15 protein-coding genes and 1 tRNA gene are annotated in these 20711 nt (G+C 51.1%); 5 read left to right on the top strand and 11 right to left on the bottom strand.

The genetic code is table 11. The annotated features are described in order from the left end of the window. Positions 1 to 42: 42 nt before the first annotated feature. From D3A97_RS18260 to D3A97_RS18210, 11 genes are all read right to left on the bottom strand, one after another. Complete coding sequence (locus D3A97_RS18260; RefSeq protein WP_157986618.1) at positions 43 to 4920, bottom strand: PKD domain-containing protein; 4878 nt, start codon at positions 4918 to 4920, stop codon at positions 43 to 45. Between the two features lie 75 nt (positions 4921 to 4995). Beyond that, positions 4996 to 5931 (bottom strand): outer membrane beta-barrel protein, encoded by a 936-nt coding sequence (locus D3A97_RS18255; RefSeq protein WP_119079956.1) that lies wholly within the window; start codon positions 5929 to 5931, stop codon positions 4996 to 4998. Between the two features lie 137 nt (positions 5932 to 6068). Continuing rightward, a complete protein-coding gene (locus D3A97_RS18250) occupies positions 6069 to 9290 on the bottom strand; it encodes a type I restriction endonuclease subunit R (protein ID WP_119079955.1) in 3222 nt (1073 codons plus the stop codon). A 1-nt stretch (position 9291) separates the two neighbouring features. Then, entirely contained in the window at positions 9292 to 10482 is a 1191-nt protein-coding gene (locus tag D3A97_RS18245; protein ID WP_119079954.1) for a restriction endonuclease subunit S, read from the bottom strand. Continuing rightward, the gene (locus D3A97_RS18240) at positions 10466 to 12073 is read right to left on the bottom strand and encodes a type I restriction-modification system subunit M (RefSeq protein WP_198674057.1); all 1608 of its coding nucleotides are present in this window, start codon (positions 12071 to 12073) and stop codon (positions 10466 to 10468) included. Before D3A97_RS18240 ends, D3A97_RS18245 begins: the two co-directional genes overlap by 17 nt. 171 nt (positions 12074 to 12244) lie before the next feature. Continuing rightward, positions 12245 to 12328 (bottom strand) — tRNA-Leu (locus D3A97_RS18235). A gap of 72 nt (positions 12329 to 12400) precedes the next feature. After that, entirely contained in the window at positions 12401 to 13213 is an 813-nt protein-coding gene (locus D3A97_RS18230) for a 2,3,4,5-tetrahydropyridine-2,6-dicarboxylate N-succinyltransferase (protein WP_119079952.1), read from the bottom strand. 54 nt (positions 13214 to 13267) lie between these two features. Next, positions 13268 to 14269 (bottom strand): MvdC/MvdD family ATP grasp protein, encoded by a 1002-nt coding sequence (locus tag D3A97_RS18225; protein ID WP_198674056.1) that lies wholly within the window; start codon positions 14267 to 14269, stop codon positions 13268 to 13270. Beyond that, entirely contained in the window at positions 14244 to 15206 is a 963-nt protein-coding gene (locus D3A97_RS18220; protein ID WP_119079950.1) for an MvdC/MvdD family ATP grasp protein, read from the bottom strand. The genes D3A97_RS18225 and D3A97_RS18220 overlap by 26 nt, the downstream gene beginning before the upstream one ends. A 73-nt stretch (positions 15207 to 15279) precedes the next feature. Continuing rightward, positions 15280 to 15459: a microviridin/marinostatin family tricyclic proteinase inhibitor gene (locus D3A97_RS18215; RefSeq protein ID WP_119079949.1), complete on the bottom strand. Its 180-nt coding sequence runs from the start codon at positions 15457 to 15459 to the stop codon at positions 15280 to 15282. A gap of 53 nt (positions 15460 to 15512) precedes the next feature. Next, positions 15513 to 15665, bottom strand: a complete 153-nt coding sequence (locus D3A97_RS18210) for a microviridin/marinostatin family tricyclic proteinase inhibitor (RefSeq protein WP_157986617.1) — start codon at positions 15663 to 15665, stop codon at positions 15513 to 15515. Positions 15666 to 15818: 153 nt separating this feature from the next. Here D3A97_RS18210 and D3A97_RS18205 point away from each other — a divergent pair, with 153 nt between their 5' ends. The 5 genes from D3A97_RS18205 (at position 15819) to miaA (ending at position 20635) form a co-directional block, all read left to right on the top strand. Continuing rightward, positions 15819 to 16943, top strand: a complete 1125-nt coding sequence (locus D3A97_RS18205; RefSeq protein WP_119079947.1) for a glycosyltransferase family 4 protein — start codon at positions 15819 to 15821, stop codon at positions 16941 to 16943. Between the two features lie 3 nt (positions 16944 to 16946). Further along, positions 16947 to 17519 (top strand): L-threonylcarbamoyladenylate synthase, encoded by a 573-nt coding sequence (locus D3A97_RS18200; protein ID WP_119079946.1) that lies wholly within the window; start codon positions 16947 to 16949, stop codon positions 17517 to 17519. 129 nt (positions 17520 to 17648) lie between these two features. Further along, a complete protein-coding gene (locus tag D3A97_RS18195) occupies positions 17649 to 19067 on the top strand; it encodes a CCA tRNA nucleotidyltransferase (protein WP_119079945.1) in 1419 nt (472 codons plus the stop codon). Positions 19068 to 19102: 35 nt separating this feature from the next. Next, positions 19103 to 19684 (top strand): IS1096 element passenger TnpR family protein, encoded by a 582-nt coding sequence (locus D3A97_RS18190; protein ID WP_119079944.1) that lies wholly within the window; start codon positions 19103 to 19105, stop codon positions 19682 to 19684. A gap of 39 nt (positions 19685 to 19723) precedes the next feature. Next, entirely contained in the window at positions 19724 to 20635 is a 912-nt protein-coding gene (gene miaA / locus D3A97_RS18185; protein WP_119079943.1) for a tRNA (adenosine(37)-N6)-dimethylallyltransferase MiaA, read from the top strand. Positions 20636 to 20711 lie beyond the last annotated feature (76 nt).

The following is a 20711-nucleotide window of genomic DNA, read 5'->3' as shown; positions in this document are numbered from 1 at the left end:
CCCGTCACAGTTAAGTTACGAAAATGTCGAAACATGGCATAGTTACCAGATGACCGTTACCGTGCCCCTGAACAGGAAGGTAGCGCCGCTTTCGCATACTGTTTCTATGGCATACACGTAGCTGCCTATGGGCGCTACGCGGCCCTTCCAGGTGCCGTCCCAGCCCGCCGCGGTGTTGTTGATCTGGAAATGGGACCTTTCAAATACCAGCGCGCCCCACCTGTCATAGATGCGCATCCACGCTACTTCTTTTATACCGCGGCCTTTGGGATAGAACGTTTCGTTCTGCCCGTCCCGGTTGGGGGTAAAGGCGGTGGGCAGGAATACGGCGCCTTGGTCGCACACCACCGTTACCGCTACATCATCCGCGGCCTTGCAGCCGTAGCGGTTCTCTACCGTGACCGTATAATTGGTAGAAAGGTTGGGCAAGGCCGTTGGTGCGGGGCAGGTAGGGCAATCCAGGTATTGGGAGGGCGTCCACGTCCACCGTGTAATATCAGGGCTGCCGGGGCCGCCCAGCGTTACGGGCACGCCCGCCATGGTGGTACGGTCACGGCCGGCATTGATCACGGGGGAGGGGTGTACGCTTACCACCAGGGAGGTATCGTGCGTAAAGCAGCCGTCCGCATCATAACCGGTCACTTCGTATGTATGGTTGCCCAGGGTGTTAATGTCAGCGTGCGGGGAGGGGCTGCCGGCATCGTCCAGGCCTTCTCCCCTCCATACATAGCGGGCCGCGCCCCAAACCTGCAGCGGCATTATATGCCCCAGGCAGATGGCCGTATCAGGCGTGGCCTGTATGGAGAATGGCTGCGCCACGCGGATGCTGACCTCATCCGTATTGCTGCAACCGTTCACATCCGTTACGGTTACGGCATAGGTAGTATTGACGCGGGGAGCTGCCACCGGGTCTGGCGCCTGCGGGTTGCTCAGGCCCAGGGCGGGCAACCATTGGTAGGTGATACCGCCGCCGGCGCTCAGCGTGGTGCTCTTGTTCAGGCATATGACCTCAGACGCGGCAGCGGCGTTAATGGCCGGTTTGGGCATGACCTGGATGTGATGGAGCGCCGTATCGGCGCAGCCATCGCTGCTGGTAACAATGAGCGCTACATCAGACAGGCCCGTGTTGCTGTATGCCTGGTTGCCGGGCTGCGGCGTATTACCGGTATTGCCATTGCCGAAGTTCCACCGCCAGGTAACGTCACTCACTTTGGTTACCGCGCCGCTGAAGCTCACCGGCGCATCCTGGCAGGCTTGCAGCGGCCCGCTGACAGACACTACGGGCGCCGGGTAGGCATGCACCGTTTTGCTCACGGTTTGCGTACAGCCGTAGGCGGTAGTGGTGGTGAGAGTGAAGTCATAACTTTGCGGCTTGTCCAGGAAAAAGGCGGGCGTGGCAGTGGCATCATTTTCCACCGTCAGCCCCGCATTATAGGTCCATTTATATTCAGCGTCCTGTTTCAGCTCGTCTATGGAATAACTGTTGAATACCGGCGCAAAGGTGATCCAGCCTTCGTCGCATACAAATTCCGGTACGGCCGCCAGCTGCACGTCCAGCTTGTCTATCACAATGGGGTCTTGCAGAAAGGCCGTGCCTTTGCAGCCTGCCTGGTCAGACAGGATGAGGCGTGGCTTGTAAACACCCGGGGTCTTGAAAACATGTTTGATAGCGGGGTCAGTTGTTTCCTCCACAATACCGTCCGTAAAGTCCCAGGCAAAATTGACCGCGTTCACCGCTTCTACCTTGAACTCGATCTCTTTGGTCAGGCAGCCGCCATTGGCGGAGGTGGTGATAGTGGCGTAGGGCCCTTTCACTTCTATTTCCTGCTCATATTCATCTTCCGTACCGGCATCGCCCACCACTTTCAGCTTCACGGTATACTTGCCGGCGTAGGTATAGGTATGGGAAGGGTTGTTGATGGAGGAAAAGCTGCCGTCGCCAAAATCCCAGTAAGAGCTGGTGTGGTTCACGGAGCTGTTGGTGAAGCGGGCAATTACCGGCGGGCAGCCGCTGTTGTTCACGAAAGAAGTGGTGAACGTAAAGTTGGCGCTGACGCTGGATACCTTGATCTGGTTTTGGGCGCTGTCTGTACAGCCGTTATCGTCCTTTACCAGCAGCTTCACGGTGTACACGCCTTTATCAGGGTACGTTTTGCTGGGGCCGTAGTCAGTGGAGGAAGTATTGTCCCCAAAATCCCACCGGTAGGTAGCCTGGCCGCCGGTTACAGTGGTATTGTTATAGAACCATACGCTGCCGCCCGGCCGTATTAACGTGGCGCTGGGCGAAAAGCCCGCATTGGGGCCGTTCACCTGCAGGTAGCTGCCGGCAGCGGTGCTGGTGCAGCCGTCTTCGTCCGTCACCGTCAGCGATGGGTAGAAATAGCCGGCCTTGTTGTAGGTATGTTTGAAAGGAGGGGCGGTAAATACCTCCGCGGTATTGCCATCCCCGAAATTCCATGACCAGGTTTTGATGGGCTTTCCTTTTGAAACGTCTGTCTGGTCTGTAAACGTAAGCTCCGTACCCCGGCATTCCTGTACGCTTGGAGCAAGAAATTTGGCTACTGGGCCGTGTACGTCTACCACTACCTTGTTGCTGCTGTCAGGGCATCCCTGGCGGTTGTACGCTACAAAACGGATGGTGTCTTTGCCGGGTTTCAGGTTAGTAAAAGTAGCGCTCTCATAACTGTAATTATACCAGTTGCCGGGCGTGCCGTCTGAAGAGAACCAGTTGTAGTAGTACGTGTCGTATATAGACCGGTTTATGGCCGTTACGCTGGCTTTGAGCGTTTCGTGGCCGCAGAGCGTTGCCTTGTCTGTGGTGATGGTAATGGGAGAAGGCGCGTACACGTTAATGTTCAGCGAGTCCGAGCTGGTGCAGGTACCGTCTGTAACGGTCAGCTTCACCTTGTACGCCCCTGTTTGGTCATACTTGTGCCTGACGGCGCCCGTTGTGGTAGTGTAGGTATCCTCCTTTCCATCTCCCCAGCTCCATTTCCAGCTGGTAATAGTGCCCAGGGAACGTTCGTCAAAGCCGATCTCTGTACGCTCATCACAGTTGATGGCCTGCATGTTAAAACGCGGGAAGGGGTTCACGGCCTTGATGTATGCCGTTTTGGTAACGGTTTCGCTGCATGCGTTATTGGAAACGGTCAGCTTTACGGTATAGGTGCCCGGCTCCCTGTAGCTGTGGGCCGTTTGCTGGGAGTTGCCGTAGTTGTAATCACCAAAGTCCCACGCCCAGGCATTGCCCACATCTGTAGTGCCATTGAAATGTACCCAGTTGTTACCGCAGATCTGGGGCGCTTCCGGAGATGAGAAATCAGGCTTTGGTTTTTTGTATACCTGGATGGTGTTGCTGTAATACAGGCCTACCGTTCCCTTGCAGCCGTTGGTGGTGGTGTAGGTAAGCCTTACGGTATAGGTGCCGGCGTTGTTATAGGTATGGGATGGTGCGGCTTCCGTTGATTTGGCGCTGCCATCGCCAAAATCCCATTCATAGCTGGTAATGGCGTCACCGGTGCTCACATAGCTGCTAAAAGCAGGGGTCAGCCCTTCGCAGCCCTGGGAAACGCTGGCGTATGCGCGTATTTCCGGCTTGACTACGTTCACGTAGCGCTCGGCCGTGCTGGTACAGCCGGATGCATTGCCGGCCGTGAGCCTTATATTGAAATACCCCAGGCTATTGTAAGTAACGGAAGGGTTTTGCTGGCTGGAGGTTTGCCCGTTGCCAAAGCTCCAGTTCCAGGTGGTGGCGCCTTGAGACTTGTCTGTGAACTGTACGGTGGCCGGCACGTCGCAAATAGCCTGCTGATCAGTGGTGAAATTGGCCTGCGGCGCGGGTTTTACCTCATAATCTTTGGTAACGGTTTCCCGGCACTTGCCATAGTCAGCCGTCATGGTCACCTTTACAGGGCCGGCGCCGGTGGGCGTGTAGTAGGCGGTTGTGCCATAACTGGAAATGTAGCCTTTATCAACGCTCCATGTAACGGCGTTGGTCTGCGGGTTGTTGGCGGCGGTGAAGTTGGCGGAACTGTTCTCGCATACAGCGGCCGGTAACTGGAAATCCGTTGTAAAGTTGGCCACATTGATATCTTCAGACGTGATGGCTACGGCACAGCCCTTATCACTGGCAACGGTGAGCTTCACCTTGTAAACACCCCTGGTAGTATAGTTATGGGGGGCGGGGTTAGCGTCTGAAGAGGTGCCGCCGTCCCCAAAATCCCAGGCGTAGGTAAGGTTGCCCGGACCAGTGGTAGTATTGGTAATGGTCAGCGTGCCGGGAGCGGTACACAGGAATTTGTCAGATATGCTGAAACCGGCCGCCAGGGGAGCGGCCGCATCCACAATATTGCTGATCTGCTTTGATGCCGTGCAGCCGTTGCTGTTAGTGATGGTGAGCGTAACGGCGGCAGACAATACATCGTTATAAGTATGTACGGGGCTGCTGCCGGAGCCGGTGGTGCCGTCCCCGAAATCCCAGCTATAGGCGGTGATGGTGCCGTTCACCGGGTCAGACTTGTCTGTAAAAGTAACCGGGAGGGGTATGCAGCCTTTGGCCGGGCCGGCGGTAAAGTCCGGCTTGGGTTTTTCCCATACGGTAACGGTCTTTTCCGCGGTGTGGGTATTGCCGGCGGCGTTCTTCACGGTCAGTACCACCTTGTAGGTGCCGGGGGCGGGGTAGGAGGCCCTGGGGCTTTGTTCTGTAGAGGTAGCGCCGTTACCCAGGTCCCATTGCCAGGAAACGGGGCTGCCGGTAGACTTGTCATTGAATTGAGTGATGAGGCTCTCGCAGTCGCTGGTTTTGGTAGGGGTAAAATCCGCTGTCAGCTGCGCACGCGCGGAAATATTCAGCAGGAGCGCTATCATCAGCATGGTACAGGTAAGCGCAACGCGCGGGGTTGCTTTGAGGTATAGGGACATGAACTGCAAAATTAGCGGCGGAAAAATACGCAAAAATTCCCGGTCAGGGGAGATTAAATCGGGGAGAACAGCGCCTTAATCCGGTTCAACAAGCACGCTTTTACCGCCGAATTTCGAGATATTATAACTTAAGCCGATGGTAAATACCCTTGTTGCCTGGTTGGTGCGCCTGTCTACAATAGAGCTGCCGGAAATGTACCGTACCAGGTTGTTCCGCTGGTTCAGGAGGTCATTGGCCTGAACGTTAAAGCTGAGCGACTGGTCTTTCAGGAACTTTTTGCTGAAACTGGCATTGACAATGAAAGGATTGGTATTGGCCAGCGCATAGCCGGTATTGATGGTTTTTGTGGTATTTACCCCTATATGCCAGGTCTTTTTTATGATTCCCCTGGCCGAAAAAGAGAACACAAATTTTTGAACGTCGTTAAATCTGTCAGTAACCCCATCGCCGCTGTTCATGCTGAGGCTGTAGTTTATTTTGGCGTCCAACCTGAATTTGTCCAGGCGGAGCGTACTGTTCAGGTCTGCCAGGTAATTATGTGTGCGGAAAAAGACCGCGCCGTTTGGCTGTTCCAGCACATCCACTATGGGATTCTGGTTCAACACGTTGTTGTTGCCGTTATAGTTGTAACCCAGCTTCGCATCGGCCGTTATTTTTTTTGATGTAAACATTCCTCTCAATTGCTGGGATATGTTGACGCCCCTGCTATGCCGCTTGTTATTATTAATAAACACCACCTTGTTGGTTGCCCCGATGCTGCCGGACCAGGATATGGCATATTTGTTTTTTTTGATGGGGATGTTGAGCAGGTAGTGGCTGCTCAGTCCATAATTCCCATTGGTGTTCTCGAACCGTGTTTCCTGTTTGTAACTGTTCAGGGTGTCTGGTATCAGCACCATGTTGTTCACAATTTCGTTTTGGACAGTATTGAAATGCACCCCCGTTTGCAACGAGATGCCCGTTTTGGGTTGCTTCAAAAAATCGTCTGATAAAAATTCCTCTGTTTTCATGTTCTGTGTAAAGTTTGAAAATAAAGAAATCGGAGCGCTTTGAACTCCGATTTTCTATGTTTACACAGTTTTTGTTATAGTGTCAATATTTTAACCCGACTGTTAGATCAAATCGGAACTATTACAGATGAAATAACCTATTTTCTTTCTTTGTTCTTTTTAAAGTTTTCCGCCTGCTCAAATATTTCGGTGTATACTTCATCACGTTCCACCGGTGGGTAGTTGTATTCGTCCAGTAACAGTATGAGCCCTACTTTCAATGCCGCTTTAATATCCGATCGCTTGTTCCAATCAGGGAATCGCGCTTGTGTATCTACCAGTTTTTTAACTGCTCTGGCAAGCAAGATCATTTTTTCATCAGGGTAGGTGAAATCGTATTTAATACATAGTTCCAGCAGAATGTCAAAGAATGCCTTTTCTTCAAAGTCGATGCCTAATTTGTCTCCAGCTGAAAATTCTGTCCGGACCTCCCAAATAAGATTGGTTAACTCCTCAGCCATTTCTTCATACACCTGACTATTTAATATGCTGTTCTCGTCCCTATTATTGTATTGTTCTACCAGGAACTGCATTTTCTTTGTGAAATTGATGCCTTTTACTTTGTTGACCTTCCGTATTTCCCCAATCACTTTGGCGAGCAGTTGCTGCAATAGTTTGATCTTGGTGTTTGGTAATTTTATTCTGGCAAGTTTAGCGAGATAGTCCTCGTCAAAGATATCCAGTTCGTTAGTGCCGCTGTCGCCTAATTTGATAAGTTCTTCGATGCCGTCGCTTGCGAGAGCATCCTTTATCATTTCCCTTACTTTCGCATTCATTTGTGCGGTGTCAGGTGCATCTCCCTTGGTGAGCTTGAAAATAATGGAACGAATGGCCAGGTAAAAATGTGTATAATCCCGTTCTGTCGACGTTAGCTGTTCGGAGCCTGCGCAAATGTCGTAGGCTGCTTTTAGACGTTTGACAAGGCCCATAAAACGTGTTTCCGTGTCTTTGGTCTTTTGCACAAACTCAGTTGCCATATTTAACGTGTTCAACTGCTGCAATTCTGTTCCCTGAAAGTATAGGCTGCTGTCAAACGTGTGAAGGATTTTGGCCAAAAGATCGAGATGGTCCCTTACTATTGCCAGAGATTCCGCAATCTCTTCAAAATTATCCCGGTCTCCCTTGTTGTATTTTGCCAAAGCAAGGGCCATTTGTTTTTTTATCCCAATGTAGTCTACAACCAGCCCTTTTTCTTTGCCTTCGATTTTTCGGTTTACTCTTGAGATTGTTTGAATAAGGCTGTGCTGTTGGATTGGCTTGTCAATATAAATAGCGTCCAGGAAGGGAACATCAAATCCGGTAAGCCACATATCCACGATAATCGCAATTTTAAAGTTCGAATTCTCATTTTTGAATTGGCGGTCCAGCTCTTTTCTATAGTCTTTGGTACCCAACATGTCATATAGTACTTTGGGATCGTCCTTCGAGCGTGTCATGACCAGTTTAATGGTTTCTATTTCTTTAAATTCCCGTTTCCCTTTTTCACTTAGATCAATATTTGACGCAGCCACCTTTTTCTTCGTCCATTCAGGTCGGATGAGTGTGATGTTGCTGTATAGCTGGTAGGCAATTTCCCTGGTGCTGCATACGAACATCGCTTTCCCTTTTACCGTTGCCCCTTCAACAATGCGCTTCTCATAGTGCTGTACAAAGTCTTCCGCAATTGCCTTGATCCGCTTAGGGTCTCCCAGAATGGTATTCATTTTGGCAATTTCTTCCTTGCTTTGCTCAATCTGATATTCATTAGTACCCGCCTCCGCCGACTGCTCGTAGTACGTTTCGATCTTTTCCAGTTCGGTATTGTTTAGCACTACTTTCGCTGCTCTGCCCTCATACACGATCCTGACGGTGATTTCATCTTTAACTGATTCAGTCATGGTATAGATGTCGACAATTTTTCCGAACACATCCAGTGTAGCGTCAACGGGGGTGCCGGTGAAACCTACAAAAGTGGCATTGGGCAGTGAGTCGTGAAGGTACTTTGCGAACCCGAATGCTTTTTTGACACCTTTGCTGGTCACTTTAACAATTTGATCAAGGTTTGTTTGGCTCCTGTGTGCTTCATCGGATATGCATATGACATTGCCTCTTGTAGTTAAGAGTTTGGTATCTTCCGTGAATTTCTGAATGGTGGTTAAAAATACGCCTCCGCTTGTTCTTTCTTGTAGAAGTTCTCTTAAATGCTGCCGGTTCGTTACGCTCACTACACTATTATCGCCGATGAATACCTTGGCGTTGGTGAATTGTTCGGATAGTTGGTCATCAAGATCGGTCCGGTCCGTTATAAGTACAATTGTGGGGCTTTCAAAATACTTGCTTTTCATCAGGAGCCTAGTCAAATACAGCATCGTAAAACTCTTTCCGCATCCTGTTGCCCCAAAATAAGTGCCACCCTTGCCGTCGCCTTCAGGCTTTTGGGCACTTTTTATGTTTTCGAATAATGCCCTTGCGGCGTAATACTGAGGATAACGGCAAACGAATTTTTCATTCTTTTTGGAGCTATCCGGGATATGGATAAAGTTCCTGAGTATATCTCTTAGCCGGTCCCTATGAAGCATTCCCTTGACAAGGGTATGCATGCTGTCGATGCCATCAACTTCTTTTGCCATGCCCGCAATCCGGCGCCAGGCGTAATAGAATTCATAGGCAGCGAAGAAAGATCCCGATTTGGTATTGACACCATCGCTGATGATGCAGAAGGCGTTATACTTAAACAATTCGGGAATGTCCCGTTGGTATCGAACGGTCAATTGTATGTATGCATTGTGTATCGTGCATTCTGGCTGAATGGCAGTTTTGAACTCGAAAACAACCAGTGGTAGTCCGTTGATATACAATACCCCATCCGGAATTCTTTTTTCTGTTCCTGTTATTTCAAGTTGTGTAACGAATTTGTAAATGTTGTTATCCTTTCCGAAGTCGATTCCTTCATCACCCCAAACCTTGGTGATATGCTCCTCGCCGGGTGGGCGTTGCAGCTGCAGGCCGTTATAGTCAATGAACGTAATGTACAGATCTTTTTTACTTCGGTCTTCCCGTTTCAGAATAAATCCATCCGAAAGCTTGCGGATGAAAGTTTTGTTGCTTTCGTACAAGTCTGAAGCGGGCAGATTTTTTAAATCAAGGATGATTGTTCTTACTTCAGTCGTTGTCAGACCATCTGATTGGTACTGTTTGAGCAGAAAAGTTTCCAGGTCTGAGTCGATTAATACCTCATCATTTGAGCGCTGGATAGTATTTCCCAATGTATGGGAATAACCTTCCTGCCCCAATAGTTCGGCGAATGCCTTTTCCAGCTTTGCTTCGGTGAATTTTGTCATGCTAAATCGGGATTGGTTTGGGTTTTACGGAATCTTCTATGGTAGCGAGTTTGGAGAGTAGAAGGCTAGATAGGGCCGCTAGGTGGGTATTCTCACAGCTCTTTGTTTCAGCAAATTTGAGTATAGACTCTGCTTTTTTGTCAAACTGGTCTATTGCCTGGCTGGATGGAACGGTTATCGGGAATTTTGACAATGTCACAGCATCCCAGTTTGGGAAAGTCGAGCCGGTGGTATACGAAAGCAGTTTGCTAAGATTATCCTTATATACGGCATCAACGAATCTTTGTCCTATTTTGGCCCTGAGACTACAAACCCCGCGCCCAAGGCAATATTCATCGTCGCTTTTGACGTGCCGCCCAATTGTACTCCCTCGCACACATACAATTAAGTCACCAGCAATTGACATCTTGGTAGGTTCGGTTGTCCATTTGCTTTTTTCTGCGAAATACTCTCCAAATTCTACAGGTCCATTAATTAATGGGATGCCATTTTTTGTTGCATTATAGGACTCGCCGTCAGGAGATTGTCCCATAATAATATCGGCAATGTCAGAGAGGCTGCCGGCTCCCCATCCAAATGGGAATTCTCCTTTGGGGGGAGCTTCCGATTTTATGCTTTCATTTTGAAATTTAAAATCAACGAACCAATGTCTGTATATTGATTGGACCGTTTTTTCTAAATTTTGAATTAGATTATTGTTTAGTAGAATACGGTTCCTAATAGTGTTATATTCGGATATTATTTCTTTTTGCTTTTCAGTTATTGGTATCGGTAGTCTCATGTTCTCAAAATCCTCCCATTCCAAACTTCCCCGAACACCTCCCACGGCATAAAAACAAGCTTCCCTGTCAAACTCTTCTCGAGAGAACCACATCATAAGGTATTCCGGCAGGAGTACATCAGGCTGAGATATTTCAAATACAGGATATGCTTGAGAAATAATTGCTTCATCTACTTCCTGAAGCAACGCGACGGGCATTTTTTTATCACGCCTGACCTGCATTATACTGCATGCAAACTGGTTCTTTCGGATAATTTTGTAGTTTTCAAGATCGGTTCCAATGATGTTGGCTACCGACGGGATGAATTGTTTTGAAATGCTGAGCCCGAGGAGTGTCTTTACTTTTAGCCCTTCGTTTCGCTCATCGACCAGCCGTATATAGTCACCCAGACGTTTATAGTTTAATCTCATACCCCAGTTCTTTAAACACCATAAGTAAATCGTTCCTTGATTGCTGCTCTGCTTTCAACAGTTCGGTAAACTCTGTCTGGAGGCTTCGCATCTTTTCGTCAAAATCCACATTCTCATCCCTGTTAACGAATTCAATGTATTTGCTTGGAACCAATGAGAAATCTTTGGATGCGATCTCACCGATACCGGCTGAGTAGCAGTATTCAGGAATGTCGGCATATCCTTTATTGTGCTGCTGCCAGGCGTGGTAAGTTGCTGTGATATCTGTAATATGCTGAGCGCTGAACTGTGTATATTTCTTTTCGAACGGTTCGCCTATCTGCCGTAAATCCATGAATAATATCTCACTTTCCCGGTCGCGGTATTGGCGGCTCTCGCTGCCTACTATTTTGGTTTGTTCCTTTTTGTTTTTATTCAGTATCCACAGTGTTACACTTATGTTGGTGGTATAAAACATATCCTGCGGCAATACTAAAATCGCCTCTACCAAATTGTTTTCAATCAGTGTTTTACGAATCTTATATTCCTCTCCGCCACCGCTTAACGCTCCGTTTGCCAGAATAAAACCAGCTACGCCATTCTCTGATAGTTTCGAAACCATATTGAGGATCCAACCATAGTTAGCGTTGCTCTTGGGCGGAACATCGTATCCCCGCCACCGAGGATCGCTAGTTAGTTCATTTTCGCCCCGCCAGTCTTTTTGATTGAATGGGGGATTGGCCATTATGAAATCAGCTTTCAGGTCTTTATGCTGATCATCGCTGAAGGTATTGGCGGCTTTTTCACCCAGGTTGGCGGAAATCCCTCTGATGGCCAGGTTCATCTTTGCCAACTTGTAGGTGGTGTTAGTATACTCCTGACCATAAATGGAAATTTCCATTTTATTACCGTGGTGGCTTTCTATGAACTTCACGGATTGCACAAACATACCACCGGAACCACAGGCAGGATCGTATATAATACCCTTATATGGTTCAATCATTTCTGTTATTAACTGTACGATGGTTTTTGGGGTGTAAAATTCTCCCTTTCCTTTCCCTTCGGCCAGGGCAAACTTACTCAGAAAATATTCGTACACCCTTCCTACAACGTCTTGTTGTTTGTCTTTGAGGGTATTGATGTTACCAATTTCATCAATCAACGATGCTAGTTTGGAACTATCGAGGCCCAGCCGCGAAAAATAGTTATCAGGCAAGGCCCCTTTCAGCGCTTTATTATCTTTTTCAATAGTATGAAGAGCAGTGTCAATGATAAGCGCAATATCATTTTGTTTAGCTCTTTTCTTAATATAATCCCAGCGTGAAATTTCTTCCAGGAAAAAGACATTATTCATACTGTAGAAGTCAACCATTTCGATATACTTCTCTTTACCTTCATCAATGAGTTTTTGCCTGTGCTCTTCAAACTTGTCACTGGCAAATTTCAGGAAAATCAAGCCAAGCACCACGTGTTTGTACTCAGCAGGTTCCACACTGCCTCGTAATTTGTTGGCGGCTTCCCATAGTGTCACTTCAATTGCTTTCTCTTTGACTGCTTTATTTTTTTTTGCCATTATTAGGGGACTGATAAGTGGGTTTATACTTGGTTGCAAAATAGGACTTTTTTTCTCAGGTTTCGAGAGGGACAGGGGTATCTTCCCATGGTACCGGCACGCAAGTTGGTTTGATTGATGTGGTTGGCAGTAAATGCTTATAAGGAAGGAGCGAAACAAGGGAATAATATAAAATGCAAAACCCGCTCTAAGAGCGGGTTTTGTGTGGAGTGCCCAGAACTGGATTCGAACCAGCACACCGTTGCCGGCGCTGCGACCTGAACACAGTGCGTCTACCAATTTCGCCATCTGGGCATCCCGTTCAGGGAGTGCAAAGGTAAGGAGTTTTCAATTATTTCCAAATTCTGCACCCAAAAAGGTATAAAATTAAACAGCAATATTGAACTCGCGCAGCGTGTCGTTCAGGCTGGTTTTCAAGTCTGTAGAGGCTTTACGCTGGCCAATGATCAGCGCGCAGGATACCTGGTATTCTCCCGCCGGGAATTTTTTGGCATACGTGCCGGGTATCACCACGCTGCGGGCCGGAACGCGGCCTTTGTATTCAATGGGCTCGGGGCCGCTTACGTCTATGATCTTGGTGCTCTGGGTCAGTACCACGTTGGCGCCCAGTACGGCCTCTTTTTCTACGTGTACGCCTTCTACCACTATGCAGCGGGAACCTACAAACACGCCGTCTTCAATGATCACGGGGCTGGCCTGCAGGGGTTCCAGCACGCCGCCGATGCCTACGCCGCCGCTCAGGTGAACGTGTTTGCCTATCTGCGCGCAGGAGCCTACGGTGGCCCAGGTATCTACCATGGTGCCTTCGTCTACATAGGCGCCGATGTTCACGTAGGAGGGCATCAAAATGGCGCCTTTGGCTATGAACGCGCCGTAGCGGGCCACGGCATGGGGTACCACGCGCACGCCCAGCTCTTTATAGTTGGTCTTGAGCTTCATTTTGTCATGGAACTCAAAGGGGGGAAGCTCCATGGTTTCCATCGGTTGTATGGAAAAATACATCAGGATGGCCTGTTTTACCCATTCGTTCACCTTCCAGCCGCCTTCACCCGGTTCCGCTACGCGCAGTTTGCCTTTGTCTACGGCCTCAATAACGGCTTTCACGGCGTCGGAATACGTTGTTTGCTGTAACAGGCCGCGGTCGTTCCACGCAGCCTGGATTTGTTGCTGTACATCCATTGCTAAGAATATTTAGACCGCAAAAATAATATAATCGCGCACAGTTGATAGTGTTCATTCTCTTCTTTCTGCCGCATTTAACAATATTGCGGCCAGTTGCCGGGAAATGGCGTTGTTGCAGAGCCGGTCCAGCCAGAAAAACTCACCGGCGGCGTTCACTTCCAGGAAGTAGTATTTCCCGTCTGGCGTGAGTATGAGGTCTATGGCGCCGTAGTTGAGGCCGTAGGCGTCCATCATGGCCATGAGGGCCTGGGTGATATCTTCCCGGAGGGGGTAGGGTTTCCAGCTGTTCACCAGCGCGGCGCCTTCCTTGCGCCAGTCTGTTTCCGCGCCGGGCTGCAGCTGTGAATGGATGGCGAAGGAAAAAAGCTGCCGCCCTACAATGGTGACCCGTAGTTCCAGCGCTTTGGGCAATTTTTCCTGGAACACCATGGGGCAGTATTTCAGTTGTTCCAGCTGCAGCAGGTGCGCTTCGGTGATCTCGCTGGTAAATACCACGTGTTCCTCGCCTTCGCGGTAAATGGCAAAGGCGCTCTGCATTTTGGCTACCACGGGGCCGCCGGTTTGCCGCAGGAACTGCTGTAGCTGCCGCGGGGAGTTGGTAATGCAGGTTTCCGGCACCAGCAGGCCGCAGTCCACGGCCATGCGGAGCTGTTCTTCCTTGCTGTCCAGCCGGCGGTATACACTGTAGCGCTCCAGCTGAAAGCAGGGCAGGCCTTCCAGCATGCCAAAGAGGGTACGCCGCACCTCGCCCAGGGCGGAGCCTAGGAACTCCTTGTCAAGCAAAGGTTCCAGCCCTTTGCCAATGTGGTAGCTGCGGCGGTACCATACGGCGGTAATATCGTCCAGCCGCTCTTCGCCCAGCCACAGCTCCCAGCGGCCCTGCCGGTACGTGGTGGTCAGCGTAAGGTCTGCGGGGTAACGGTCTACGTCAAAGCGTACGCTCCGGCCGCCCATGTTAGTGATGTAGCGGATAACGGTGTCTACGGCCTCATTGTCTGCCGTATGCGTGATGATCAGCACTTTCCCTTCAGGCATGAGTGATCTTTTGAACAAGTTTTTCTGCGATGGTCTCGGCTATTGGAAATCCTAAATATTTCTGCAGCATGCCCCATTCTCCCTGCGGGTTCACTTCCAGGAAAACATATTCCCCGTCTGGCTGAACGATCATGTCTATGGCCCCGAAGGGCAGGCCCAGCAGCTGCATCAGCCGGCTGATCTTTTCTTCCTGCGCGGGGGGCAGCACAAAAGGTTCCCATTGTATGATGGTGGTGCTGGCGGTGCGCCAGTCTGTAGTTTCCGGGGCGCGCAGGCTGCCGGTAAAAAATTCCCCGTCTACGTATACAATGCGCAGCTCGCGGTCTTTGGGTATGTATTCCTGCAATATCATGGGGCAGGCGGAGAGAGATTCCAGCATGGGTACGTCTTCCTTGCGCAGGCGGGTGGTGGGAAAAAAATCGCCCTTGCCGTCCATTGTTTTGGACAGGGCGCCGTGCAGCTTTACCACTACGTCCCCGTTATGATCGTCATAGAACCGGATGGCGTCTTCCGCATGGTTGCTGAAGAGGGTTTGCGGCACGGCCAGGCCCGCGGCCTGCGCGGCGGTGAGCTGCAGCAGCTTGTTGCCGCTAACGGCGTGGTCAATGTCTATGCGGTTGATCCAGGGCACGTCCAGCGCGTCCAGGAAAATGTGAAGGGAAGTATTGTATTCCTTGAGGAAAGCGGGCACGTAGGCGGCATCCAGGGAGGGGGGCACTTTCAGTCCCCACAGCTTGCGGTACCATACGCCGGTGATGTCTGCCGCGTCTATGAGGGTATGGCCGTGCTCCAGCTGGTATTCGGGGCCGGCGGGGGTGAGCTTGTAGCGGAGCCGGTACCGGGTGCCAAATTCGTCTGAGTTGAAACGGAAGCTGGGGTAGCCCAGTTGTTCAAGGTGCTGCTGTACGAGGTTAATGGTATACGTGTCCTGGGAATGGGTGATACAGAAAATCATGGAACCGTCTTATAAAAAACAAGCAACAGCCGCGGCCATTGCTTGCAATGATCAATTGGAATGCGAGGACGGCCTATAACAGCCACCATTCCTCATCCCCGTCTGAAGGGTATTTGTGCGTCTGATCGGGTGCGTCTGCCAGCTTGCTGGTCCATGTACCGGCCGCCTGGCGATTTTTCTCCTCTTCCGCTTTCATTTGCGATTCAAGGAATTGCGCAAAGAATGGCTTTAATACCTGTTCATTGGGTTTCATAATTTGATATGTTTTTTAGTTACAGATAAAATGTATGAAGATGCCTGCCGGGACTATACTTCGTCCCCGTCTGAAGGATATTTCAGCGTATGTTCCAACTGGTCCCAGATCTTCAGGGTGAAGATGGGCGGTTCCTGCCTGGTAGTACGCTGTTTTTCCAGGAACTGTGCAAAAAATGGCTTGATTACCTGCTCATTGGGTTTCATGGTAATACGTTTTTTTATTTGCAGATAGTGTTGGAAGATGTGTGTTCCGTTTCTGGCAGACAAACAATTTAGCATTTTTTACAGAAAGAAAAAAATATTAACGATGTGGGAGGGAGAAATATTATTTTGCCGCCGGATAAAACGCATCACACCTTGAACATCGGTTTCGACGCCAAACGGGCTTTCCAGAACCGGACGGGGCTGGGTAACTACAGCCGCACGCTCATCCGTTCGCTCGCGGAAACATACCCGCAACACCAGTATCTTCTTTTTGCGCCTAAAACGAAGCCCCTCTTCCGGCCCCCGGCCGGCATGCGGGCAGTGTTGCCTGTAAAGGCCCATCACCGCTGGCTGAAGTCCGTATGGCGCAGCCGCTGGATGGTGCGGGACCTGCAGCGGCAACAGGTAGATGTGTTCCACGGCCTCAGCGCGGAGCTGCCTTTCGGCATTCACCGCACCGGTATCAAAACGGCCGTTACCATGCACGACCTTATTTTTGAACGCTACCCGCGGCAATATAACCCGGTAGATGTGCTTACCTACCGCAAAAAGGCCCGCTACGCCTGTGAGCACGCCAGCCGCGTAATAGCCATCAGCGAACAGACCAAAGCGGACCTGGTGCAGTTTTACAGTACGCCGGCCAACCGTATCAGCGTTTGTTACCAGGCTTGTGACCCGGCTTTTGAGACCCTGCATCCGCAGGAGGCCATTACCGCCATGCTACGCCAATACGGCCTGCCGGCCCGGTATTTCCTGTACGTAGGGTCTGTGATAGAGCGCAAGAACCTGCTGCGCATTGCCGAAGCGTTGCACCTGCTGAAAGACCGGCTGAACATACCGCTGGTGGTGCTGGGAGACGGGCGGCAGTACAAGGAAAAAGTAAAGCAGTTCCTCCGGCAGAAAGGGCTGGAACAGCAGGTGATATGGCTGAACGAGGTGGCCGGCTTCGCTTTTAAAGACCTGCCGGCGCTCTACCAGGGCGCCACCGCGCTGCTGTACCCCTCGTTGTTCGAAGGTTTCGGCATTCCCATCCTGGAAGCGCTGTGGAGCCGTACGCCGGTGATCACCTCGCAGGGCAGCTGCTTTCTGGAAACGGGCGGCAACGCGGCCCTGTATGTAGACCCCCTCAACCCCGCGGCTATTGCGGATGCCATGGAGCAGGTATCGGAAAATGGAACGCTTGTTGAGGGCATGAAAGAAAAAGGAATAGCGCATGCGCAAAATTTTACGATACACAAATGTGCCGCCGCAGTGATGAACGTATACGAAAACCTGTAACAGATGATCCATTTTGAGAACGACCTGGAGCATGCCCTGGCCGCGTTGAGGGCCGGCGGCACCATTCTGTACCCCACAGATACTATCTGGGGAATAGGCTGCGATGCTACGGACGAGCAGGCGGTGAAAAAAGTATTCGGCCTGAAAAAGCGGGACGAGTCCAAAAGCCTGGTCATACTGATGGCTGATACCAAAGACCTGGTAAAGTACCTGTCACAGCCCCCGCCTGATATTGCGGAGGTGCTGGCGGGGTTTGACCGGCCTACTACCGTTATTTATGAAGGCGCCCTGCACCTGGCGCCCAACGTGGTGCATGAAGACGGTACCGTGGCCATCCGCCTGGTGAAAGACCCTTTTTGCCGCCATCTGGTGAAACGCCTCCGCAAACCGCTGGTGTCTACGTCCGCCAATATCAGCGGGGAGCCCGCGCCGGCCAGTTTTGCGGATATTTCGCAGGAAATAAGGAGGGGGGTGGATTATGTGGTAAAATACCGTCAGGATGATCAGGAGCAGCACCAGCCTTCCCGCATTGTACGTATCAGCAAGAACGGGGAGCTGGAAGTGTTGCGGCCGTAAGGGAAGCGGTCCATTGCCGCAGTGGCCCGTTTTGATGCCGGTCTGCCGGTTATGCCCTGCCCGCAGCCCGCTTGCTTGGGTTACTGCTCCAATTCATTTACTTTTGCGCCTTAAACTACCAGAAAGTATATGCAGATTCCCTGTACGCAACGGGAAATGGATTTGTTCGAAACTGTGGCCGGCGCGGCCCGCCAGGTGGGCGTACCCTGTTACCTCATCGGCGGCTTTGTTCGTGACAAGCTGCTGGACCGGCCCACCAAGGATATGGATATTGTTTGCGTTGGAGACGGCATTGCGCTGGCCCACAAAGTGGCCGCCCTGCTGGACCCTTCCCTCAAAGTGAACTATTTCAAGAACTTCGGCACCGCACAGATACGTTATAAAGACCTCGAGATAGAATTTGTGGGCGCCCGCAAGGAAAGTTATAACCGGGACTCCCGCAACCCGGAGGTAGCGCCCGGCACCCTGGAAGATGACCAGCTGCGGCGGGACTTTACCATCAACGCCCTGGCCATCAGCCTTAATCAAGCGGACTACGGCCAACTGCTGGACCCCTTCAATGGCCGGCAAGACCTGCAAGACAAGCTCATCCGCACCCCGCTGGAGCCGGGCAGCACTTTCAGTGACGATCCGCTGCGCATGATGCGCGCCATCCGTTTTGCCTCCCAGCTCAATTTCAGCATAGTGCCGGAAACCTTCCAGGCCATTGCGGACCATGCCGCGCGTATCAAGATCATTTCACAGGAAAGGATCACGGACGAGCTGAATAAAATATTGCTTTCTCCCAAACCTTCCGTAGGGCTGGACCTGCTCTACAGATCAGGCCTGTTGAAGATCATTTTCCCGCAGATGACAGACCTGGTGGGCGTGGAAATGGTGGAAGGCAAAGGGCATAAAGACAATTTTTACCACACGCTGCAGGTGATAGACAATATCTCCCGCCATACGCCAGACCTCTGGCTGCGCTGGGCCGCCCTGCTGCACGATATTGGCAAGCCTGCCACCAAACGCTTTGAAGAAGGCCATGGCTGGACGTTTCACGGTCACGATGCGGTAGGGGGCAAAATGGTGCCCCGCATCTTTGCCCGGCTCAAACTGCCGCAGCATGAAAAAATGCGGCAGGTGAAAAAATTGGTGGAGCTGCACCTGCGCCCTATCAGCCTCACCAAAGAGAATATAACAGATTCGGCTATACGGAGACTGCTGTTTGACGCCGGGGAAGACCTGGAGGCGCTGATGCTGCTTTGCGAGGCGGACATTACCTCCAAGAACCGCGCTAAAGTAAAGCGTTACCTGGAAAATTTTGAGCTGGTGCGCGAGCGGCTGAAAGCAGTGGAAGAGAGTGACCGCATCCGCAACTGGCAGCCGCCTGTAACCGGAGAGCTGATCATGGAAGTGTTCGGCCTCAAGCCGGGGCGCGTGGTGGGAGACCTGAAAAATGCCATCAGGGAAGCCATTCTTGACGGTATTATTCCTAACAACTACCAAGCTGCCTACCAGTACATGCTGGAGAAGGCCAAAGAACTGGATTTGACCCCTGTAAAATAATTTGGTATTTTTGCGGTAGCCTATAACTTAATCATATGCCGGTATTGAAGTTTAGAGTTTATTGGGAAGAAGATGAAAGTGTCTACAGGGACATTGCGGTAAAGCCTTCCCAGAATTTTTTACAGTTCCATCAAGCCATATTGACTGCATATGAGTTTGACAGCAAGCACAAAGCCACTTTTTTCCGTAGTAACGATAACTGGCAGCGTGGCCGCGAAATAATACTGGAAGCAGACAACCAGCCCCGCAAGGCGGAGCCGCTGATGATGTCTGATACGCCTATTGGCGCCATGGTAAAGGCTCCCAACCAGAAATTCATTTACCTGTACGATTTTGCCAAGAACTGGACTTTCCTGGTGGAGCTGATCGGCGTTGCCAAAGACGAGAACGCCAAGCTCAGCTACCCCGCCTGTGTACGCAAGGAAGGCCTGGCCCCCAGCCAGTACGGCACCAAAGGCCTTATTGGAGACAAGCTGGTGGAAATGGAAGAGAAATATGACCTCAACCGCGAAGGCATGTCTGAAGACGGGTTTGGTGAAGAAGGGGAGGAGTCTGAAGGCGAAGGAGAAGACGGCATGGAAGGAACCGGCGGCGGTGAAGATGAAACCATTTATTAGCAAGCAGGAGCGAGGCGCTGCGCCCGCTTTTTTCAGCATATGAAACATACGGTTGTTGTACTGGCCGGCCCTACGGCCGTAGGAAAAACGGCACTGGCTATACGAATGGCGCAAATGCTGGGAACGGAGATCATCTCCGCGGATTCCCGCCAGTGCTACCGGGAGCTGAGCATCGGTACCGCCAAACCCTCCCCGGAAGAGCTGGCTGCCGTTCCCCACTACTTTATCAATTCCCATTCCATCACTGAAGAAGTAAATGCGGCTATGTATGAGCAACTGGCATTGCAGTACGCCGCTGATATCTTTACCCGCCATCCCGTAGCGGTGGTAACAGGCGGCACAGGCCTGTACATCCGCGCTTTCCTGGAAGGCATGGATGAAATGCCCGCCGTTCCGGAAGAGGTCCGCGCCGCCATACGCCGGCAATACGCGGAAAACGGCCTCCTCTGGCTGCAGCAAACGTTGCAGCGGCGAGACCCCGCTTTTTACGCCGTAGCGGAGATACATAACCCCCAGCGCCTCCTGCGCGCGCTGGAAGTGCTGGAAGCCACAGGGCGTTCCATTACGGCTTTCAGAACGGCCACCCGCCGGCAAAGAGATTTCAACATCATCAAAATAGCCCTGCAACTGCCCAAAGAACTGCTCCACGCCAATATTCACCGCCGCGTGGATGCCATGAAGGAAGCGGGGCTGGTGGAAGAAGTAACGGCCGTACAGGCTTTCCGCCATCACAATGCGTTGCAGACGGTAGGCTACACGGAAGTATTTGACTACCTGGATGGCCGCGCCAGCCTGCCTGAAACCATAGCGGCCATTAAAACCCACACCCGCCAGTATGCCAAGCGCCAGCTCACCTGGTTCAGAAGAGACGCGGAGATGCAGTGGTTTGATGCCAGGGAAGGGGAAGCGGTGATGGAGTGGCTGCAACAGAAGTTGGAAGAAAATAGGTAACGTGGAGTAAGCAAGCCAATGAAAGCGGTGAGGCGATGCTCCGTAAACAAAAAAGGAAAGAGCGGCAGCCCTTTCC

The organism is Chitinophaga alhagiae (genome assembly GCF_003568665.1).
Lineage (GTDB): Bacteria > Bacteroidota > Bacteroidia > Chitinophagales > Chitinophagaceae > Chitinophaga > Chitinophaga alhagiae.
This window is presented reverse-complemented; position numbering and strand designations above follow the sequence as displayed.

Coding starts and splice junctions, on each gene's coding strand:
- D3A97_RS18260 (WP_157986618.1), bottom strand. CDS start 4,920: ATGTCCCTATACCTCAAAGCAACCCCGCGCGTTGCGCTTACCTGTACC.
- D3A97_RS18255 (WP_119079956.1), bottom strand. CDS start 5,931: ATGAAAACAGAGGAATTTTTATCAGACGATTTTTTGAAGCAACCCAAA.
- D3A97_RS18250 (WP_119079955.1), bottom strand. CDS start 9,290: ATGACAAAATTCACCGAAGCAAAGCTGGAAAAGGCATTCGCCGAACTA.
- D3A97_RS18245 (WP_119079954.1), bottom strand. CDS start 10,482: ATGAGATTAAACTATAAACGTCTGGGTGACTATATACGGCTGGTCGAT.
- D3A97_RS18230 (WP_119079952.1), bottom strand. CDS start 13,213: ATGGATGTACAGCAACAAATCCAGGCTGCGTGGAACGACCGCGGCCTG.
- D3A97_RS18220 (WP_119079950.1), bottom strand. CDS start 15,206: ATGATTTTCTGTATCACCCATTCCCAGGACACGTATACCATTAACCTC.
- D3A97_RS18215 (WP_119079949.1), bottom strand. CDS start 15,459: ATGAAACCCAATGAACAGGTATTAAAGCCATTCTTTGCGCAATTCCTT.
- D3A97_RS18210 (WP_157986617.1), bottom strand. CDS start 15,665: ATGAAACCCAATGAGCAGGTAATCAAGCCATTTTTTGCACAGTTCCTG.
- D3A97_RS18200 (WP_119079946.1), top strand. CDS start 16,947: ATGATCCATTTTGAGAACGACCTGGAGCATGCCCTGGCCGCGTTGAGG.
- D3A97_RS18195 (WP_119079945.1), top strand. CDS start 17,649: ATGCAGATTCCCTGTACGCAACGGGAAATGGATTTGTTCGAAACTGTG.
- D3A97_RS18190 (WP_119079944.1), top strand. CDS start 19,103: ATGCCGGTATTGAAGTTTAGAGTTTATTGGGAAGAAGATGAAAGTGTC.
- miaA (WP_119079943.1), top strand. CDS start 19,724: ATGAAACATACGGTTGTTGTACTGGCCGGCCCTACGGCCGTAGGAAAA.